This window comes from Methylibium sp. T29-B (genome assembly GCF_000576225.1).
Classification (GTDB): domain Bacteria; phylum Pseudomonadota; class Gammaproteobacteria; order Burkholderiales; family Burkholderiaceae_C; genus Methylibium; species Methylibium petroleiphilum.
The window spans coordinates 14,548-31,541 of record NZ_AZSN01000037.1 but is presented as its reverse complement, the minus strand read 5'-3'; the positions used below and the strand labels follow the sequence as shown (position 1 = coordinate 31,541).

The 16,994-nt window shown below is 67.8% G+C and carries 13 protein-coding genes and 3 pseudogenes; 3 read left to right on the top strand and 13 right to left on the bottom strand.

Features of this window, described 5'->3' with window-relative positions; all coding sequences use genetic code 11:
• The coding region (locus Y694_RS26725) for an SURF1 family cytochrome oxidase biogenesis protein (protein ID WP_310732220.1) at positions 1-99 on the bottom strand (99 nt) is incomplete at its 3' end.
• A gap of 99 nt (positions 100-198) precedes the next feature.
• Between Y694_RS26725 and Y694_RS08535 the strand changes: the two genes are divergently transcribed.
• Complete coding sequence (locus Y694_RS08535; protein WP_193373402.1) at positions 199-411, top strand: DUF2909 domain-containing protein; 213 nt, start codon at positions 199-201, stop codon at positions 409-411.
• Positions 412-510: 99 nt separating this feature from the next.
• Here Y694_RS08535 and Y694_RS08530 read toward each other — a convergent pair.
• The 8 genes and pseudogenes from Y694_RS08530 to Y694_RS08505 all read right to left on the bottom strand — a co-directional run bounded on the left by Y694_RS08530 (position 511) and on the right by Y694_RS08505 (position 6,767).
• Positions 511-1,391, bottom strand: a pseudogene (locus tag Y694_RS08530) (cytochrome c oxidase subunit 3).
• A gap of 119 nt (positions 1,392-1,510) precedes the next feature.
• On the bottom strand, positions 1,511-1,696 hold the full coding sequence (locus Y694_RS25640; RefSeq protein WP_049820915.1) for a DUF2970 domain-containing protein: 186 nt from the start codon (positions 1,694-1,696) through the stop codon (positions 1,511-1,513).
• Between the two features lie 87 nt (positions 1,697-1,783).
• Positions 1,784-2,392: pseudogene (locus Y694_RS25635) on the bottom strand (cytochrome c oxidase assembly protein); the annotation flags it as partial.
• 8 nt (positions 2,393-2,400) lie between these two features.
• Positions 2,401-2,517 (bottom strand): cytochrome oxidase small assembly protein, encoded by a 117-nt coding sequence (locus Y694_RS25630; RefSeq protein WP_375136158.1) that lies wholly within the window; start codon positions 2,515-2,517, stop codon positions 2,401-2,403.
• A 20-nt stretch (positions 2,518-2,537) separates the two neighbouring features.
• Positions 2,538-4,157, bottom strand: a complete 1,620-nt coding sequence (ctaD, locus tag Y694_RS08520; RefSeq protein ID WP_036231580.1) for a cytochrome c oxidase subunit I — start codon at positions 4,155-4,157, stop codon at positions 2,538-2,540.
• Between the two features lie 28 nt (positions 4,158-4,185).
• Positions 4,186-5,328, bottom strand: a complete 1,143-nt coding sequence (coxB, locus tag Y694_RS08515; RefSeq protein ID WP_085984419.1) for a cytochrome c oxidase subunit II — start codon at positions 5,326-5,328, stop codon at positions 4,186-4,188.
• Between the two features lie 31 nt (positions 5,329-5,359).
• Positions 5,360-5,980 (bottom strand): DUF2244 domain-containing protein, encoded by a 621-nt coding sequence (locus tag Y694_RS08510; RefSeq protein ID WP_081771223.1) that lies wholly within the window; start codon positions 5,978-5,980, stop codon positions 5,360-5,362.
• A 100-nt stretch (positions 5,981-6,080) separates the two neighbouring features.
• A complete protein-coding gene (locus tag Y694_RS08505; RefSeq protein WP_231497595.1) occupies positions 6,081-6,767 on the bottom strand; it encodes a biotin synthase in 687 nt (228 codons plus the stop codon).
• A gap of 271 nt (positions 6,768-7,038) precedes the next feature.
• Between Y694_RS08505 and Y694_RS08500 the strand changes: the two genes are divergently transcribed.
• Together Y694_RS08500 and Y694_RS08495 are read left to right on the top strand one after the other, a co-directional pair.
• Positions 7,039-7,782 carry a ComF family protein gene (locus tag Y694_RS08500; protein WP_231497594.1) on the top strand — a complete coding sequence of 248 codons (744 nt, stop codon included), beginning with the start codon at positions 7,039-7,041 and terminating at the stop codon, positions 7,780-7,782.
• 45 nt (positions 7,783-7,827) lie between these two features.
• Entirely contained in the window at positions 7,828-8,313 is a 486-nt protein-coding gene (locus tag Y694_RS08495; RefSeq protein WP_011830761.1) for a tRNA (cytidine(34)-2'-O)-methyltransferase, read from the top strand.
• 4 nt (positions 8,314-8,317) lie between these two features.
• Here the strand turns inward: Y694_RS08495 and Y694_RS27100 are convergent, their stop codons facing one another.
• The 4 genes and pseudogenes from Y694_RS27100 to Y694_RS08475 all read right to left on the bottom strand — a co-directional run bounded on the left by Y694_RS27100 (position 8,318) and on the right by Y694_RS08475 (position 16,980).
• A complete protein-coding gene (locus tag Y694_RS27100) occupies positions 8,318-11,863 on the bottom strand; it encodes a response regulator (RefSeq protein WP_051495662.1) in 3,546 nt (1,181 codons plus the stop codon).
• A 377-nt stretch (positions 11,864-12,240) separates the two neighbouring features.
• Positions 12,241-12,456 (bottom strand): annotated as a pseudogene (locus tag Y694_RS27095) (Hpt domain-containing protein); the annotation flags it as partial.
• Between the two features lie 1,406 nt (positions 12,457-13,862).
• Entirely contained in the window at positions 13,863-14,594 is a 732-nt protein-coding gene (locus Y694_RS27090) for a hypothetical protein (RefSeq protein WP_036231576.1), read from the bottom strand.
• 58 nt (positions 14,595-14,652) lie between these two features.
• Entirely contained in the window at positions 14,653-16,980 is a 2,328-nt protein-coding gene (locus Y694_RS08475; protein ID WP_036231574.1) for a methyl-accepting chemotaxis protein, read from the bottom strand.
• Positions 16,981-16,994 lie beyond the last annotated feature (14 nt).

Sequence of the window (16,994 nt, the reverse complement as noted above, 5' to 3'; positions counted from 1 at the left end):
CGGCGGCAGCGCGCCCCGCGTGTCGAGGCTCGCCTGCAGCGCCTCCTTCTCGGCCGCACGCGACAGCTGCCACGCACCGAGACGTGCCGTCAACGCCACGCCGGCGACGGCGGCCAGCAGCACGATCCAGCGGCGCGCCGCCGGGCTCACCGCACCGCCCCGGGCCGGATGCCATACAGTGGCCGGATGAAATGGATCGTGATCCTGGCCTTCGTCGCCATCCTGCTCGCCCTGGCTGCGGCCGGCCGCGCACTGCTCAAGGACGGCCGTGACGGCGCCCCCAAGACAGACCGCATGCTGCATGCGCTCGCTTGGCGGATCGGGCTGTCGGTGGCCTTGTTCGTGTTCATCCTCGTTGCCTACCGGTTTGGCTGGATCCAGCCGACCGGCCTGCCCTTGTCGCCGCGCTGATCCGGTAAAAGGAAAAGAGCGCCTGTGGCGCTCTTTTCACCTCGTCGCTCGGCGCCCTCCGCCCAGCCTCGGGCATGGCGGGCAGCGCCAGGCAATCGCTCACATCCAGTAGACGACCACGTACAGGCCCAGCCACACCACGTCGACGAAGTGCCAGTACCACGCAGCGCCCTCGAAACCGAAATGACGCTCCGGTGTGAAGTGCCCCTTCATCAGCCGGATCGTGATGAACAGCAACATCAGCATGCCGACGAACACGTGGAAGCCGTGGAAGCCGGTCAGCATGAAGAAGGTCGACCCGAACACACCGCTGCTGAGCTTGAGGTTCAGCTCGGTGTAGGCGTGGTGGTATTCATAGCCCTGGACGAACAGGAAGGTCAGACCCAGCAACACGGTCAGCCACATGAAGGCGATGGTCTTGCCGCGGTGGTTCTCGCGCAGGGCATGGTGAGCAATGGTCAGCGTCACGCCCGAGGTGAGCAGCAGCGCGGTGTTGATCGTCGGCAGCCAAAACGGGCCCATCGTCGTGAAGGGCTCGACGATACCGGCCGGCGAGGCCGTGGCGCCAGCGGCGACGCTCGGCCACACCGCCTTGAAGTCAGGCCACAGCAGTGCATTCTCGAGGTCCCCCAGGTTGGGCACCGAATGCACGCGCGTCCAGTACAGCGCGCCGAAGAAGGCCGCGAAGAACATCACTTCCGAGAAGATGAACCAGCTCATGCTCCAGCGGAAGGACACGTCGATGCGATCGCTGTACTGTCCACCTTCGCTCTCGCCGATGGCCTGGCGGAACCACTGCTGCAGCACGAAGGCCCACCACAGCAGCCCGAACAGCAGCACGTAGCGCCCCAGCCATGGCCGTTGACCCACTGGCCGGCGCCGAAGATCACGAACAACAGGCCGATGGCGGCCATGATCGGGTGCCGCGAGGGCCCCGGCACGAAGTAGTAGGGCGTCTGCCCGTGGGTTGCTGCCGACATGTTTTCTCCTCAGAACTCTTGCCTGTCTTGCTGGCCTGACTCGATCCGGGCCGCCTGCCGGCGGACCGCGTCGATCAGTCCCATTCTCGTCTGCATGACCATCTTTCCGACCCGCCCGCTCAGGCCGCGACACCGCTGCCGATGACCCAGCGCACCAGCACCAGCAGCGCGCCGATGAACAGCAGCACCCCGGCGACCCCGGCGATCACGACGTGCAGCGGATTGATCTCGTTCACGTCACGCTCGTATTCGGACGACTTGCGGACGCCGAAGAACGACCACGCCACGGCCCGCGCCGTGCGCATGAACGAGCCCTTGCGACGCGAAGCCTGCCGCAGCGTCGCCCCCGCGTCGCCTTGCGAGCCGCTCAAAGCGCCGCCCCCGCCCTTCAAGGCCGCCACGGGGCCGGTCGGAGCCGCAGGCGTCTTGCCGCCCACCTCGAAGAAGGTGTAGCTGAGCGTGATCGTGCGCACGTCCTTCGGCAGCTTCGGGTCGATGTAGAACACGACCGGCCACTGCTTGGATTCCCCCGGCTGCAACTGGTACTCGTTGAAGCAGAAGCATTCCAGCTTGTTGAAGTGCGACATCGCCTGCTTGGGGGCGTAACTCGGGATCGCCTGCGCCGCCATGGCGCGGTTCTGGACGTTGCGGAACTCGTACATCACCGTCGTCAGCTCGCCCGGATGAACCTCCAGCGAGCGCACCGCCGGCTTGAAGTCCCAGGGACCGCGCGCATTGGCATCGAACTCGACCGTGATGCTGCGGCTGAGGTCCACCTGCGTGTTGGCGGGCTTCACCGCGCCCGTACCGTTGACCGTGCGCTCCGACAGCGACAGCACGTTGATGCCGAGCGCCTCGCAGATGTGCTTGTAGATCGGCACCAATCCATAGCCGAAGCCGAACATCACCAGCACGACGACCGAAAGCTTGAACAGCATGTGCCGGTTGTCGCCGCCCAGACGGCGGTCGCTGCGGGCGGCGGCGCGATCGGGGGTCGCCATGGCGATGCTCAGTGGTGAAGGAACGTGATCTTGACCACGAAGCCCGCCAGGAACGCGAACGCGACCGACGCCAGGATCAGCGCGAGGCGCAGGTTGCGCTTGCGTTGCTCGGGGGTGATCGCCATCGCGTGCTCCCGCCCAGCCGTCAGCCGATGATCTTGGTGGCCGACGCGTTGAGCTTGGGCGGCGTCTCGAACGTGTGGAAGGGAGCCGGCGACGGCACTTCCCACTCCAGGCCCTCGGCGGCCTCCCAGGGCTTCTGCGGCGCCGGCTCACCCTTGCCTCGCATCGCCGGGATGACGATGAAGAACAGGAAGTAGACCTGCATCAGCCCGAAGCCGAAGGCGCCGACGGTCGCGAGCGCATTGAAGTCGGCGAACTGCATCGGGTAGTCGGCGTAGCGACGCGGCATGCCCGCCAGCCCGAGGAAATGCATCGGGAAGAAGGTGACGTTGAAGAAGATCAGCGAGCCCCAGAAATGGATCTTGCCGCGCGTCTCCGAGTACATCACCCCGGTCCACTTCGGGCTCCAGTAATAGTAGCCGGCGAACATCGCGTACAGCGAGCCGGCCACCAGCACGTAGTGGAAGTGGGCCACGACGTAGTAGGTGTCCTGCAGCTGGATGTCCACCGGCGCCACGGCGAGGATCAGGCCGGTGAAGCCGCCCATCGTGAACACGAAAATGAAGCCCACCGCGAACAGCATCGGCGTCTCGAAGGTCATCGAGCCGCGCCACATGGTGGCGATCCAGTTGAACACCTTCACCCCGGTGGGGATGGCGATCAGCATCGTCGCGTACATGAAGAACAGCTGCCCCGTCACCGGCATGCCGGTGGTGAACATGTGGTGCGCCCAGACGATGAACGACAGGATCGCGATCGATGAAGTGGCGTACACCATCGAGGTGTAGCCGAACAGGCGCTTGCGGGCGAAGGCCGGGATGATGGCGCTCACGATGCCGAACGCCGGCAGGATCATGATGTAGACCTCAGGGTGGCCGAAGAACCAGAAGATGTGCTGGTACATCACCGGGTCGCCGCCGCCAGCGGGGTTGAAGAAGCTCGTACCGAAGTGGCGATCGGTCAGCGTCATCGTGATCGCGCCAGCCAGCACTGGCATCACCGCGATCAGCAGGTAGGCGGTGATCAGCCACGTCCAGCAGAACAGCGGCATCTTCATCAGCGTCATGCCGGGCGCGCGCATGTTGAGGATGGTGACGATGATGTTGATCGAGCCCATGATCGAGCTCGCGCCCATGATGTGCATCGCGAAGATGCCGGCATCCATCGACGGGCCCATCTGCAGCGTCAGCGGTGCATAGAGCGTCCAGCCGGCGGCCGGGGCGCCGCCCGGCATGAAGAACGAGCCGACCAGCATCAGCGCGGCCGGGATCAGCAGCCAGAAGCTGAAGTTGTTCATCCGCGCGAAGGCCATGTCGGCCGCGCCGACCTGCAGCGGGATCATCCAGTTCGCGAAGCCCACGAAGGCCGGCATGATGGCGCCGAACACCATGATCAGGCCGTGCATCGTGGTGAGCTGGTTGAACAGCTCCGGATTCACCACCTGCAGACCGGGCTGGAACAGCTCGGCACGGATGCCGAGCGCCAGCACGCCGCCGATCATCAGCATGGTCAGCGAGAACAGCAGGTACAGCGTTCCGATGTCCTTGTGGTTGGTAGCGAACAGCCAACGCCGCCAGCCGTGGGGATGCTCGTGCGCGTGGTCGTGCGCGTGGTCGCCGTGATGATCAAGAACTGCACTCATGGGGCTATCCTCTTTCCGAAACCGGGGCTTACTTGCGAGCGGCGAGCACGTCGGCCGGCTGCACGATCTGACCGGTCGCGTTCGACCAGTGGTTCTTGGTGTAGGTGATGACGGCGGCGATCTCCGTGTCCGACAGGTGCTTCCAGGCCGGCATCGCACCATTGTTCTGGCCATTGAGCAGGATCGCGATCTGCTTGGTCTTGTCGGCATCGAGCACCACGGCGGCACCGTCGATCGGCTTGATCGCGCCCGCGCCCTTGCCGCTCGCCTGGTGGCAGGCAGCGCAGTTGGCAGCGTAGACCTTCTCGCCGCGGGCCACGAGTTCGGGCAGTTCCCAGACCTTGGCCGGATCGTCGGCTTTGGCGGCCAGCTTCTTCTTCTCGCCTTCCACCCACACCGCGTAGTCGGCCTGCGACAGCACCTTCACGTGGATCGGCATGTAGGCGTGCTCCTTGCCGCAAAGTTCGGCGCACTGGCCGTAGAAGTCACCGGTCTTCTCGGCGCGGAACCAGGTGTCGCGCACGAAGCCGGGGATCGCATCCTGCTTGATGCCGAAGGCCGGCACCATGAAGGCGTGGATCACGTCGTTGGCAGTGGTGATGATGCGCACCTTCTTGTCGACAGGCACCACCAGCGGGTTGTCGACCTTGAGCAGGTAGTCGTCGGTCGGTTCGGGCTTGCCGCTGTCCGACATCAGGCGATGCGAGGTATCGAGCGTGGAGACGAAGGCGATCCCCTCACCCTCACCCTTGAGGTAGTCGTAGCCCCACTTCCACTGGTAGCCGGTGGCCTTGATGGTCAGGTCGGCGTTGGTGGTGTCCTTCATCGCGACCACGACCTTGGTGGCGGGCAGCGCCATCAGGATCACGATGAAGAACGGCACGACGGTCCAGATGATCTCGACCGTGGTCGATTCGTGGAAGTTGGCCGGCTTCGCCCCCTTGGAGCGACGGTGCTTGAAGATCGAATAGAACATGACGCCGAACACGGCGACGAAGATGACCATGCAGATCACGAGCATGAAGTAGTGCAGCCATTGCTGTTCAGCCGCAATGCGCGTCACCGGCGGGTGCAGGTCGAGCTGATTCACGGCCGGACCGCCCGGCAGGTCGTTGACGGCCAGAGCCGCCGTCGTGTACAGCGTGGCCGCCAGTCCAAGACCGGTCGCCATGGCCTGCCGTCGGAGGGCGCTCGCGGCGTTGCTAAGGGCGTTGATCGTCTTCATCGTGCTCACTTCCAAACAAAACCGTCTCAGGCAGTGTCGCTCGCGACGCCCGCCGGCCACCACCCCCCGGCATCTGCCGCAGGGCCGTGCGAAATTCTTCGGCCAGCGCCCGCCGCAGTTCGGGCCGCACATAGCGCCCGACCGCGATCACCCGGCCCTGTCCCGACAACTCGATCAATGACCGGTCATCGTCCCGCGGTTCCACCCGCACCCAGTCCGGAACGAACTCGGCACGCTCGATGCGCCCTCCGTTGAGATGCTCCACGACCAGACGCCCCGGCAACAGAGTGATGAGTTCCCGGTCAGCGGCATGCCTGGCATACACCAGCAAGGCCAGACCGACCAGAAACAACTCCACCCACGCGAACGGCATCACCAGCGTGGCGCCGCCCAACCAGAAGCATGTCGCGATTCCCAACGAGATCACGCACAGCGATGCATAAACCGACAGCAACTGCGCGGGCGAGAAGGAGCAATTGCGCTTGAGGCTCCATTCCACCGACACCGCGGCGCCGCCGCGGGATTCGGCCGGAGCAGCATGGACCTGACCGAATTTCAGGTGTGCCTCGGGCCGGTCCGGTGCGAAAGGCGCTGACATGCTGCTACCGATCCTGATCACCTACCGTGTGGGAAGCTCGGGAGACCATACCCCCGCACTTCACACCGGCGCGCAGTTTATCCCAGCGCCCGACACAGCCTCAAGCATCACTTGCCGATTTGCCGCCGGCACGCGCGAGACTGCGCAAGGTCTCAGCCGAGATACGCGTCTCCGCGGCGATCCGGACACGCGGCAACGGTCGAAATGCGTGGCCGTAGACGATCTCGAAGCTCAGCTGCAGTCGCCCATCCGGTCCGGTGAGTACCGATTCGAGTTCCGCCAGCAACCGGGTCCGCCAGCGCGGCGTGCGCAGGCCCGCGTGGCGCTGTGCCGCGGCATTGCCGCCGAGCGTTCGCAGTTCCGCCAGCGCCGTCGAGGCATCGGCCCAGGTCAGCGTCAGCGGCTCCATGTCCATCACCGGATCGGCGAAGCCGGCACGCACCATCGCATCGCCCAGATCGTGCATGTCGATGAAGGCGTGGCCAGCGTCGGGCCAACCCAGTCGCCGGTACAGACCGCGCAGTTCGCGCAGGGTGTCCGGGCCGAAGCACGAGAACATCACGAAGCCATCGACGGCCAAGGCTTCGCGCCATCGCTCGAACAGCCGCACAGGGTCGGCAGCCCAGTGCAGCATCATGTTGGACCACAGGAGCTGAGCCCGCGCATCGCTGGGAGCCTCATGCTCGGTCCAGACCGGCATCGTCGGCTGCATCCAGCGCTTCGGCGGCCACCACGGTCGGCGCGCGGTGCGCGCACTGCGCTGCGTCAGTCCTTCGTTCGGCTCCACCGCCTCGATGCGTGCCCGCGGGTACTGCGCGCGCAGGGCGGACGCCCCCCCCCTGCGCCGACCACCAGTCGATCACCACGGCCGGGGTCGCCTTCACGATGGACAGCCGCTCGGCCATGCGGCGCGCAATTTCACCATGCAGCCAGGGTGCCGAGGACATGCGTGCCGCGCGCCGCAGGTACGCCTGCACCGCAGCCGGCTGCGGGCCGGGCGTCGAAGCGGCAGGCTGGGGAGTGGAGTCCATGGGACGCGGCAGTATATTGAGTCGACCATGCTCGCTGGCGCCACTTCACCACGAGAGTTGATCCGCGCGGGTCGCGCGATGTTCGACCGCTGGCCGAACCGCTGCGCGGTCTGCCATGCGGGCACGCGGGGCGCGGCGGCGCGCATCTGCGATGACTGCCTGACGCGGTTCGCACCGAACGTGCCACGCTGCGAACGCTGTGCCTTGCAGCGCCCCGACGGCGTGACCGTCTGCGGCAGCTGCCTGCGAAACCCGCCTCCCTGGTCGCGGGCCGTCGTGGCCTGCGACTACGCCTACCCGTGGGATGGCCTGCTGAACGCGCTCAAGTTCCACGATGCGATCGACCTGGCCGCGCCACTGGCGCAACGCCTGGCGCTCGCCTTGCAGCGGCGCACACCGTCGCCGCCAGTCGAGTTGCTGTTGCCGGTGCCGCTGGCCGCTGCGCGCCTGCGCGAGCGCGGCTACAACCAGGCGGCGTTGCTGGGCCGGCAGCTGGCGCGCCGACTGGACCTCCGCACCGAACCGCAGTGGCTGCTGCGTACGAGCGACACACCGCACCAGACAGCACTCCCTCGCGCGGCGCGCCTCACCAACCTGCGCGGCGCGTTTGCCGTCGAACCGTTGGCCCTGGCGGCGCTGCGTGACCGCCACGTCGCGCTGGTCGATGACGTGATGACGACCGGCGCGACCGCTGCAGAACTCACACGCGTGCTGTACGCGGCCGGCGCGGCCTCGGTCCAGGTCTGGGTGGTGGCACGCACACCGGACTGAGCCGGACGCAGCGCCGACAATGCATCTGCCCTCTCCCCATTCGCCATGTTCCATATCGTCCTCGTCGAACCCGAGATCCCACCGAACACCGGCAACGTGATCCGGCTCGCGGCCAACACCGGCTGCACGCTGCACCTGGTGGAGCCGCTGGGCTTCTCGATGGAAGACAAGCTGCTGCAACGCGCCGGACTCGATTACCACGAGCACGCCGCGGTACGACGCCACGCGAGCTGGGAGGCACTGCTTGTGGCGGAGCAACCCGATCCTCAGCGGCTGTTCGCCTTCACGACCCGGGGCAGCCGACCGCTGACCGAAGTGCCGTGGCAGGCTGGCGATTGGCTGGTGTTCGGCTGCGAGACCCGCGGGCTCGACCCGACGCTGCGCGACCGCTTCCCGGCCGCGCAGCGCGTGCGGCTGCCGATGCGCGCCGGCCAGCGCAGCCTCAATCTGTCGAACGCGGTGGCCGTGGCGGTGTTCGAGGCCTGGCGCCAGCAGGACTTTGCCGGCGCCTCGGGGGCGCCGGCAGGTTGAGCCTTCAGGCCTCTGCCAGCGGCATCGTGCAATAGCGGCCGATCAACGCCAGCAGCTCTTCCTCGCTGTAGGGCTTGCCCAGGTAGTGATTCACACCGAGCTGCGATGCGTAATCGCGGTGCTTTTGGGCGATACGCGAAGTGATCATGATGACCGGCAGCGCCGCGAGCTGGGCATCGGCGCGGATGTTGCGCACCAGGTCGAAGCCATCCATCCGTGGCATCTCGATGTCGGACAACACCACCGACGGGCGCTCTTCCGCCAGGCGCTCGAGCGCTTCGAGGCCGTCCTTCGCCAGCAACACACGGTAGCCTTCGCGCACCAGCAGGCGCTGCGTGACGCGCCGCACCGTGAGCGAATCGTCGACCACCAGCACCAGCGGCGCCGCCTTCGCGGCCGGTGCGGTGGCCTCGGTCAGGTCCGGCACATCGCTCGCCTCGTGCGACGCCATTGCCTGGCGTGCCACGTCACCGTACACCGTGGCGAGCGCCACCGGGTTGTAGATCAACGACACCACGCCGGACGCGAGCAGCGTCATGCCCGCCAGCCCTGGCAGGCGCGACAGTTGCGGGCCGAGGTTCTTGACCACGACTTCCTGATTGCCCAGCACCTCGTCGACGTGCAACGCAACGCGCTGCTGCGCCGAACGCACGACGACGACCGGCAGCGAGCGGCCCACCAGTTCGGTGCCCCGCCGGCTGAGCTGCAGCAGCGCGCCGAGCCAGAAGAACGGCAGCGAGTGGCCGGCGTACGGGTAGCTGCCCGAGGCATAGGCCGCGGCCAACTCGTCGGTGTTGGCGCGTCGGACCAGCTCGACCAGCGTGGCCGGGATCGCCACCGTCGCATTGCCGCTGCGCAACATCACGACCTGGGTCACGGCGGTGGTGAGCGGCAGGATCAGCCTGAAACTGGCGCCCTGGCCCGCGGCGCTGGCCGTCTCGATCCGGCCGCCGACCGCGTTGACCTCGGCACGCACCACGTCCATGCCGACGCCACGGCCGGACAACTCGGTCACCTTTTCGGCCGTGGTGAAGCCAGGCGTGAAGATCAGGTTCGCGAGCTCCGCATCGCTGTGCGGCGCATGAGGGTCGATCAGTCCCATGGACGCGGCCTTGTCGCGGATCCGCGGCAGATTCAGGCCCGCGCCGTCGTCGCGGAACTCCACGCTGACTTCATTGCCCTCCTGGTGCAGCGACACGACGACGGTCCCGATCGGGTCCTTGCCGGCCGCCACGCGCTGCTCGGGTGGCTCGATGCCATGCGTGATGCAGTTGCGCAGCAGGTGCTCGAAGGCACCGGTCATGCGGTCCAGCACGCCGCGGTCGACTTCGATCGACCCACCGACAATGTCGAGCCGCACCTGCTTGCCGGTTTCCTTGGCAGCCTGGCGCACGACACGGTAGAGGCGGTCGGACAGCCCCTCGAACTCGACCATGCGCGTGCGCAGCAGGTCGTCCTGCAGGTCGCGGGTCAGGCGCGCCTGGGCGGCCAGTTCGTCCTCCGCCGTTTCCAGCGTGCGTTGCAAGGTGCGCTGCACGGTGGCCACGTCGTTGACCGACTCGGCCATCATCCGCGTCAGCTCCTGGAAGCGCGTGAAACGGTCGAACTCCAGCGGGTCGAACGACTGCGCGGCGGCCTTGGCCGCCTCCATGCGCGTGCTCATCTGCGTTTCGGCCTGCAACTCGATGTCGCGCAGCTGGCCGCGCAGGCGCTCGAGGTTGTCGGTCAGGTCGCCGAGAGAATTCTTGATCTGCCCGACCTGAGATTCCAGGCGTGCTCGGGCGATGCTCACTTCGCCCGCCTCGTTGACCATGCGATCGAGCAACTGGGTGCGCACCCGCACCGCTGCAACCGACGCCAGCGGGATGGCCTTCTCGGCCACCACTGCCATCGGCACGTCTGCCTCCTGCGCAAAGCGTGCCCAGTCGATCGCCGGCCCCGGCGGGACCGCCGACGCTTCCGCGGCAGGCTCCGGCGTTGCGAGCAATTCCTCAGCCAGGCCCGGTGGCAGCTCGATCGCGGTCGCGTCCAGCACGGCACTCTCGTCGAGCGGCGGCCAGGCGGTGGTCACCACCGGCGCTTCCGGTGTGTCGATCAGCGGCTGCACGGCCTCCTGCGCGGCCGCATAGGCCTGCGCATCGCGCTGGCACAAGGCCTCGAACGTCGCATTGAGACCGTCGGCACGGCCGAGCAGTTGATCGACCTCGTGCTCACTCGCCGCATCGCGCGCCAGCAGATGTTCGATCGCGGTCTCGAGACGGTGCGCCAGTTCGCCCAGGCGCATCGCGCCGGCGAGGCGAGCGCCGCCCTTGAGGGTGTGCAGGGTCCGCATCGCCGCCGCGGCATGCGACACCTCGTGCGGCTGCTGCGTCCAGGCTCGCAGGTGGGCCGCCAACTCGGGCAGCAGCTCCTGCGCCTCTTCCTCGAAGAACGGGAACAGGTCGGCGTCGACCGCGTCGACAGCGTCGATGTCCTCGTCGCTGTCGAGCGCTGCCATGCGAGCGGCCCGCTGCGGCTCGACGGGCAGCGGCGCCAAAGCCTTGAACTCGGCCTGCCCCAGGTCAACGATGGCTGCAGGAGCCGCCGGCGCGTCGGCGACGGGTTCGATGCCCATCACTGCGGATCCCGGCACCTCGATCGCGGCGCCGGATGCAGTGTCCTGCGGCGCATTGGCTTGCACCTCGACACGCCGCACGAGGTCGAGCTCGTGCAAGGCCAGACGATCGAGCAGCTCCGCGCTGGGCGACTTGAGGAATCCGGCGGCGAACTGGTGCAGCAGGCGGCGCACTTCATCGGCGACATCTACATACAGCTGCGCATCGGCGCTGGTCCCGCCGCCCAACGCCTGAGAATGCACCAGCGCGTGCTCGAGCTGCCGCGCCAGCAACGACAGGTCGCCGAAACCGACGGTGGCGGAACTGCCGGCCAACGAGTGCGCCAGCGAGATGGCCGACTCGCCCACCGGGCGGTGCAACTCATGCGCCCATTCGGACAGCTCGGTCCCGAGTCGACGTGACAGCTCGTCGGCCTCGTTCAGGTAGATGTTGAACAGCGGGATGCCGATCTGCAGCGGCCCGACGATCTTGACCTGCTCGCTGGTCGGCTCGCCGACGGTGGTCGCGTCGGTCGACTCATCGCGATCCTCTGCGCCCTCGACCGGCCCATCGACCGTGGGCGACAGCTCGCCCGCACGCGACGGCTCCAGGGCGACCACGATGTCGCCCGACTCGAAGGGCATGGTGTCGGAGTCCGCAACGTCGTCGAACGGAACGGCCGGGGTGCCGTCCTCCCGGGCCATCACGCCCGGCAACGGCTCGAGGGACTGCAACACTTCGGCGCTGGGCAGCAGCGGCTCGATCAGTGCCGGTGTTTCGGCGGCCGGATCGGCAACGACGTCTTCGGCCAGCTCCGGCACCTCGAGATCGAAGGTGGTGATGGACTCCAGGACCGGCGCGGCCGACGGCAACTCCTCGAGCGGCAGCGGCTCGGTCGCAGCGTGCTCGAAGGCCGGCGCGGAGTCGAGAGCCTCCAGGCCTTCGATCGTCGGCAAGCCGTCGCGGCAATGGCAGGCGGCTCCGCCGCAGGCAAGGCATCGCCCAGGTCGAAGGTGAAGTCCAGGCCCGGGACCGGCATGGGCTCTTCGGCCTTTTCGGTTGCCGAGACCGTGGGGGCCGGCAGATCGAGGTCGCTGGCCGGCGGCAGCACAAAACCGGGCGGCACCGGCAACGGCGCCGTCGGGGCCGCCGGTGCGCCGGAGACCGCCAGGTTCAGGTAACGTCCCTCGAGCCGCATGGCGTCGGCGGACTGGCGCAGTGGGGCGCTGTGCCAGCCTGCGGTGTCCCCGCGGGCGATGGCCTCGACCCAGTGGCCCAGGTGATCGAGGGCGTCGCCGGTCGTGCGCAGCAGGTCGTCACTCGCGGGCTGCTGGCTGGCCAGCAGGTCGTTGTAGAGCTGCTCACAAGCCCAGGACGCCTCGCCGAACTCGCGCAGGCCGACCATACGCGAACTGCCCTTGAAGGTGTGGAAGGACCGCCGCACCGTGGTGAGCTGCTCCACATCGCCGGGACTGTCGCTCAAGGCGGCGAGTGCCGAGCGCGCGGTGTCCAGGACCTCGCGCGCTTCCTCGAGGAAGATCTCGCGCATCTCGTCGTCGCCCTCGAGTCCGGTCTGCTGCACCGGCGCCGCTGGCGTCAACGACATCAGCGGCATACGGCTCGACACCGGTACGGCATCGAGGCCGATCGGGTCGGACGCCGTCGAGACGAACTCGGCCAGGGCACCAACCACCTGCTCTCGCACGCGGGCCTCGGTCTCGCGCTGAGCGAACGGTGCCTCGGCCCGGTCGAGCGCCGCCTGCGCGCTCGACAAGCTGGCCACCAGATCAGGCTGCGCCGCCACGTCCGGTTGCAGCGCAAGGCGCTCGAGCTCGCGCGAGACCTCGGCCAGCGGCATCGTTTCGGTGGCCGCGCTCGACAGCGTCTGCGCCTGGGCGATCAGCGACGGCTCGAGCCGCGGTGCGGCGGCGTCTTCGAGCGGCGTACTGTGTCGGCCGAGCTGCGAGCTCAGCAGACCGCTGGCGGCATCGAAGCGGAACAGCGACTTCGCCACCTGCGGCTGCACGCCCAGCAGGTCGATCATGAAGCTCAGCGCGCTGAGATTGCCGGCGAGGCGCTCGAACAGCGGCTGCTCGTGGCGCGCCTGGTCGCCCGCCGACACCAGGGTGTCGACGTCGTCGCGCATGCGCAGCACGGCGTGGGTCGCCTGGTCGAGGCCGAGCACCGACATCACGCCACGCATCGCCTGCAGCTGCGCGGGCACAGGCATCAGCACGGCCGGATCGGTCGGTGCACGGAAGAACTGGTCGATCAGTTTTTCGGATTCGGACAGCGACGCGCGCAGCTCCTGGACCACGCTACCCATCGTCTGGCGATCGGACACCCGACGGTAGAGCTCCTCCATCCAGGTCTCGAGGGGCTCGGGCGCTGCGCCTTCGAGCACTGCGTCGACGCGCTGCGCGAGGCGCTGGACGCGCTCGGCCTGCTCGGGCTGGTCGAACGCGCCGTCCTCGAGCGCGGCCTCGAGATAGAGCACGCTGGTGGCCGTCTCCATGGCCAGCGCCGGCGGCGGCACCGTGCCGGCTTGTACGGACGAGCCGACTGCACGCAACAGGGCATCACCGAGCTGGTCGCCACTCGGCACCAGCCGCTTGAGCGAGTCGGCCACCAGCGCGAACTGCTCGTTCAGGCCGGGCAGCCGGTGCATTTCGCCCCCCGCCACTGCCGACCAGGAATCCTTCGCCGTGGCGACCCGCTTGCGGGCCTGTGCGATCCAAGCTGGGTCGTAGCGGCCTAGCTGGACGGCGTTGTAGTCGGATGGCACGGCCTCGCGCGTGGCCGGGTAGGTGCTGCGCACCGCCTGCAGGCGCGGTGCCTCCCCGATGGCGGGCGCTGCAGCCTGTGTGCAGAAGAAGTGCAGGTCGCGCGCGAGCCGCTCGCCGGCCGCCAGATCACCACGCTGCTGGCTGCGCAGCTGGGCGAGCAGGCGCGAGGTCATGCGCTTGGCATAGACGTCGGGCACCAGCAACCCGACGGACTGCGCCTCGAAAAGGCGGCCGCCAGCTGCCACAGGGTCCTGGTCTGCGACTGCTCCGAGCCGACCGCGAGCCCCGCACTCAGGTCGCTCAGGCGCTGCGTCACGTCGACGCCCGGCTTGCGCATCAGCGTGAGAACTTGCGATTCGAACTCGGCGACGATGGCCGCATCGGCACCCCGCGGCGCAACGCCGGGCTCGGCGGGCACCACGTGCCATTGCCAGTCCTGAGGCCACAGGTCGGCCGGGTGGATGCGCTCGGCGCCGGCCAGCTCCTGGACCGCGCGGTACTGCGGGAACAGCGCTACCGAGGAAACCGGCTTGCCGGCGAGTCGGCGCGCCAGGAAATCATGCAGCGCGAACGAAGCGCGCTCGATGGTCTCGACCGCCGCCAGGTCGAGCTTGTGGGGCTTGGAGATGTAGCGCTGGACTGCGGCTTCGCTGCCACGCAGCAGCGCGGCACCCGCCGGCAGACCAACCAGTTCGAGCACGCCGACGCCCTGGTGGATCTGCTGCCGCGCTGTGCGCAGCTGAGTCGGTTCGACATCGTCGAGGTCGGACTCAAACGTGGATTCGGTTTCCTTCAGCGTGCGGCGAAGCGCCTTGTGCGCGGTGTCGAGCGACTTGCGCAGTTCCTCCTGAACCCAGGCCAGGGCACTGACGTCGTCGAGGGTGTCGTGTGGGCTGTCCATCCGCTGCTCGGTCCGGTGACGGGTCTGCGCTGTGCGACGAAGAAGCTGCCGCGCCGCTTCAGTCGATCTTGAACCGCGCGACCGAGGCCTTCAGCTCTTCGGCCGTGCGCGACAGTTCCCGCACCAGTTGCGCGGTCGAGCGGGTGCCATCGCCGGTCTGCTCGGTCACCGCGAAGATGTGCTGGATGTTGGCCGCCACGATGTTGGCGGACTGTGCCTCGCGAGAGGCTTCGGCCGAGATCGCCTCGATCAGCTCCGCGAGCTGGCGCGACACGCGGTCGATCTCGCCCAGTGCGGTACCGGCGTTGTCGGACAGCTTGGCGCCCTCGACGACCCCCTGCGTCGACCGCTCCATGGCCGCCACCGCGTCCTGCGTGTCGGTCTGAATGGTCTTCACCAGCGCGGCGATCTGCTTGGTCGCGTCGCCCGAGCGTTCGGCCAGCCGCTGCACTTCCTCTGCAACGACCGAGAAGCCGCGCCCCGCTTCACCAGCCGAGGCAGCCTGGATGGCGGCGTTCAGCGCCAGCACGTTGGTCTGCTCGGTGATGTCGGAGATCAGCTCGGTGATCTCGCCGATCTCCTGCGAGCTTTCACCGAGCCGCTTGATGCGCTTGGACGTGTCCTGGATCTGGTCGCGCAGCGTGTTCATGCCGCCGATCGCGTTCTGCACCGCCTGCAGGCCGGACTCGGCCGCCATCAGCGACTGCCGCGCGACCTGGGCCGACTGCGTGGCCTGCGCCGACACGTCATTGATGCGGCCGGCCATCTGCAGCACCGATTCGCCGGTCTCGCGGATCTCGCGCAGCTGTTCGTCGGAGGCCGCCAGCAGTTCGGTGGACGTCGCTTCGACCTGTGTCGTGGTCTCCGTCATCCGGGACACCGAGCCCTGCACCTGCGACACCAGGGTGCGCAGCTCTTCGACTGTGTAGTTCACCGAGTCGGCGATGGCGCCGGTGATGTCCTCGGTCACGGTGGCCTGCTGCGTCAGGTCACCTTCGGCGACCGTCTGCAGTTCATTCATCAGCCTCAGAATCGCCGCCTGGTTGGCATCGTTGACGCGCTTGGCTTCCTGTTCCTGCCGTTCCGCTTCCTCGCGCTGCAGGTTGGCGACCGCGGCGCGCTGGCGCTGGTCCTGCAGGTAGACATACAGCAGACCGGCGATGCCGGCCAGGGCCAGCAGCACCGAGACCACGATCACCAGCAGGTTGAAGGCACCCAGCCCGGTCCGACCTTGCAACTGGGCCTGAACGGCCTGGAACCCGACCCGCAACGGCTCGCTGTCGGCCAGGATCGACGACTGCGCTTCGCGTGCTGCAACCAGGCCCTGCAGATTGCCCAGGATGGAGCCGGCCAGCGTGCGCGTCTCCTCGAACTGCTTCAGCAGCGCCTGCAGGCGTTCGCGTGTCGCGGCGTCGCGGGTCCCCGGCAGCCGCAGCTCGGCGTTGCCGTCGAGCAGCCCCTGGGCGATCTCCTTGAACGAGTTCAGATCCTTGCCGAGCAGGAACACCGCCTCGGGCGACACCCCCTCGACGGTGAGGAACTCGTTGGCCGACTTGCCGATGCGCTGCGTGAGCATCACCAGCTGCCCCACGGCCGACAGTTCGGACGGCGAGGCGTCCTGCTGCAGTTTCAGCGACGACACCGTCTCGGCGATCTCCAGCAGGTCGGACGACTGCCGGTTGATGCCACGCAGCGCCTTCCCCACCTGCGTCAATGTCAGCTGCTGCGCCAGCACGGTGTTGGAGTTCTTCTCGGCCTTGTCGATCAACGGCATCAGTGGCTCGATCAGCGGTTGCACGCCAGCCGGGGCCGCACTGACCATCTCGTTGCCTCCCTGCAGTCCGCGCGACGCCATGGCCAGGACGCCGGCGCTCTCCTTCACCTCGGGGAAAGCCGCATCGTTGCCGATCAGGGCCTGCGAAACCGACTTCGCGAGCCGCTGCGACTGCATGAGCACGTCGCCGGTCGCGGCCACCTGACCGGCGCTGCGATCGGCAGAGGTCAGCGCGGCAACGGTGACCACCACCAGACCAAGCAGGCCGACGAACAGCATGCCGCCCAGCACCCGTTGCTGGCTGCCGATCGACAGGCCGCCGATCAGAGGGAGCGCTGCGCCCACGGCCGCCAGGCCGCCGCTGTTCTCGACGCGCGTCTCGCTGAACCCATCGCCCAACTCCGACGGCGCCGATTCGGAAATGATCGAAGAGTCGTCGTGCAAGGCCGGCGGCGGCGACATCGCCGTCGTGTCGAGCGCGGCACTGCCGTCGTGCCCCCCGACCACGAGATCCTCGGCCATCGGATAGGCGTCGTCGAACGGCAGGTCGTCTGCAGGATCGTCCTGCGACTTGCGCTGGCCCAGATTCTTGAACTTGTTCAGAAAGCTCATAAACGCCTCTCGCT

Coding starts and splice junctions, on each gene's coding strand:
- Y694_RS08500 (WP_231497594.1), top strand. CDS start 7,039: ATGCTCGCTGGCGCCACTTCACCACGAGAGTTGATCCGCGCGGGTCGC.
- Y694_RS08475 (WP_036231574.1), bottom strand. CDS start 16,980: ATGAGCTTTCTGAACAAGTTCAAGAATCTGGGCCAGCGCAAGTCGCAG.
- Y694_RS25630 (WP_375136158.1), bottom strand. CDS start 2,517: ATGGCGATCACCCCCGAGCAACGCAAGCGCAACCTGCGCCTCGCGCTG.
- Y694_RS25640 (WP_049820915.1), bottom strand. CDS start 1,696: ATGCGCACGGCGCGGGCCGTGGCGTGGTCGTTCTTCGGCGTCCGCAAG.
- Y694_RS27090 (WP_036231576.1), bottom strand. CDS start 14,594: ATGGACAGCCCACACGACACCCTCGACGACGTCAGTGCCCTGGCCTGG.
- ctaD (WP_036231580.1), bottom strand. CDS start 4,157: ATGAGTGCAGTTCTTGATCATCACGGCGACCACGCGCACGACCACGCG.
- Y694_RS08510 (WP_081771223.1), bottom strand. CDS start 5,980: ATGTCAGCGCCTTTCGCACCGGACCGGCCCGAGGCACACCTGAAATTC.
- Y694_RS08495 (WP_011830761.1), top strand. CDS start 7,828: ATGTTCCATATCGTCCTCGTCGAACCCGAGATCCCACCGAACACCGGC.
- coxB (WP_085984419.1), bottom strand. CDS start 5,328: ATGGCGACCGGTCTTGGACTGGCGGCCACGCTGTACACGACGGCGGCT.